Below are 1,673 nucleotides of genomic sequence, written 5' to 3' on the forward strand. Positions count from 1 at the left end.
CCGTCGGCACGGCTGAACACTTCGGCGCCCATCAACGGGTCGTCACCGAACAGCGGCATTTCATTGATGGCGTTCCAGCCGTTGCTGCCGCTGATTTCCAGCAACGGTTGATCATTGAGACGCGGCGCTTCACCGCGCTTGAAGGTCAACACTTGCGCGGATTTGGGCAACGGTTGCCCGGGCGGCCAGGCCTTGAGCAACTGCGCCTGCGCCTGCGCGGAAGCCTGCGCGGCTTCGTTGCGGGCCTGTTGTTCAAGATGTACGGCGTACAGCACGAGCAGCAGGGTGGTGACAAAGGCGACCGCGTTGACCGCCCAGAATTTGTATTTCAGCGAGATGTTGCTAAGCCAGGCACCCATGGAGGTCTTCTCTGATAGCGGAAACAGTTTTGGCAAGGTGCCATTATTGTGCCGCTATGCAGATTCGGGAGTTTTGATATGAATCAACGGATGCCGAGATCTATTGTGGGAGCGAGCCTGCTCGCGAAAGCGCTGCGTCATTCAGCCCATTTGTAGCTGATCCAACGCCTTCGCGAGCAGGCTCGCTCCCACAGGGGACGTGTGCAGTCAGGGGAGAATGGGGAGATTAAAAAACGCCCGGGCACATGCGGTGGTATGCGCGGCCAGCGCTTCCTCGGTTTCGCCGCGATGCAACGCCACCTCGCGCAACACTTCGGTCAGATACGCCGGTTCGTTGCGCCCGTTTTTCGGCTTCGGCCGCAACGTGCGCGGCAGCAGATACGGTGCGTCGCTTTCCAGCATCAGCCGTCCCGCTTTGATCTCTTTGACCAGCGGATGCAGATGCGTGCCCCGACGTTCGTCGCAGATCCAGCCAGTGATGCCGATGTGCAGATCCAGATCGAGGTAGCTGAACAAGGCCTTTTGCTCGCCAGTGAAGCAGTGCACCACCGCCGCCGGCAGTTGATCGCGGAAGTCCTTGAGGATCTCCAGCAGGCGCTGGCTGGCATCGCGCTCGTGCAGGAACACCGGCAATTGCAACTCGACGGCCAGCGCCAGATGTTCTTCGAGAACCTTTTCCTGTTGCGGGCGCGGGGAGAAATCGCGGTTGAAATCCAGCCCGCATTCGCCCACCGCGACGACGTTGGATTCGTTCAACAGACTGCGCAAGCGGCGCGCGCTGTCAGCGTTCCAGTCGCTGGCCGAATGCGGGTGAATACCGGCGGTGGCGAACAGCCTTTGGCCGCTTTCATCCAGTTGCCGGCACAGTTCCAGCGCCTGCTCGCTGCCCTCGACGCTGGTGCCCGTCAGCACCAGTTGGCAGACGCCGGCGGCGTAGGCGCGGTCGAGCACGGCCTGATGTTTGTCGGCGAAACTGGGGTTGGTCAGGTTGACGCCGATATCGATGAGTTGCATGGTGCTACCTCGGGCCGAAGGCCGGAAAGCATATCAGAGCTGTAGATTTATAAGAAAAGCCAAGAACTACAAAGACTTATGGCTGTCTGTTGAGGCCGCGAAGGACTCCGGGGTGGCGACAAGGCCATCACTGTGCCAGTCTCTCGCACTTTATCAGCGCTCAAAGCGCTCTGTTTTCGTCGGTGATGTCGTCTCTTTTGCGACGCAATCGCCCCGTATTCTTTTCGGAGAGTGGATGCATCGTCCCTCGGTTCTGCTGCTGTTGTGTGCTGCGTTGCTGCTGCCGATGACGGCGGTCGC

General features: G+C 60.0%; 1 protein-coding gene and 1 pseudogene. Both read right to left on the minus strand.

What is annotated here, in order from left to right; translation table 11 throughout:
* A pseudogene (locus tag D6877_RS29975) lies at positions 1-359 on the minus strand (methyl-accepting chemotaxis protein); the annotation flags it as partial.
* Positions 360-566: 207 nt separating this feature from the next.
* Positions 567-1,373: a TatD family hydrolase gene (locus D6877_RS17510; RefSeq protein WP_130911586.1), complete on the minus strand. Its 807-nt coding sequence runs from the start codon at positions 1,371-1,373 to the stop codon at positions 567-569.
* Positions 1,374-1,673 lie beyond the last annotated feature (300 nt).

Source organism: Pseudomonas sp. Sample_9 (genome assembly GCF_004307535.1).
In the GTDB taxonomy this organism is placed as follows: Bacteria; Pseudomonadota; Gammaproteobacteria; order Pseudomonadales; family Pseudomonadaceae; genus Aquipseudomonas; species Aquipseudomonas mercuritolerans.

Bases quoted from the DNA above. Each gene is read 5' to 3' on its own strand.
- D6877_RS17510 (WP_130911586.1), bottom strand. From the start codon at position 1,373: ATGCAACTCATCGATATCGGCGTCAACCTGACCAACCCCAGTTTCGCC.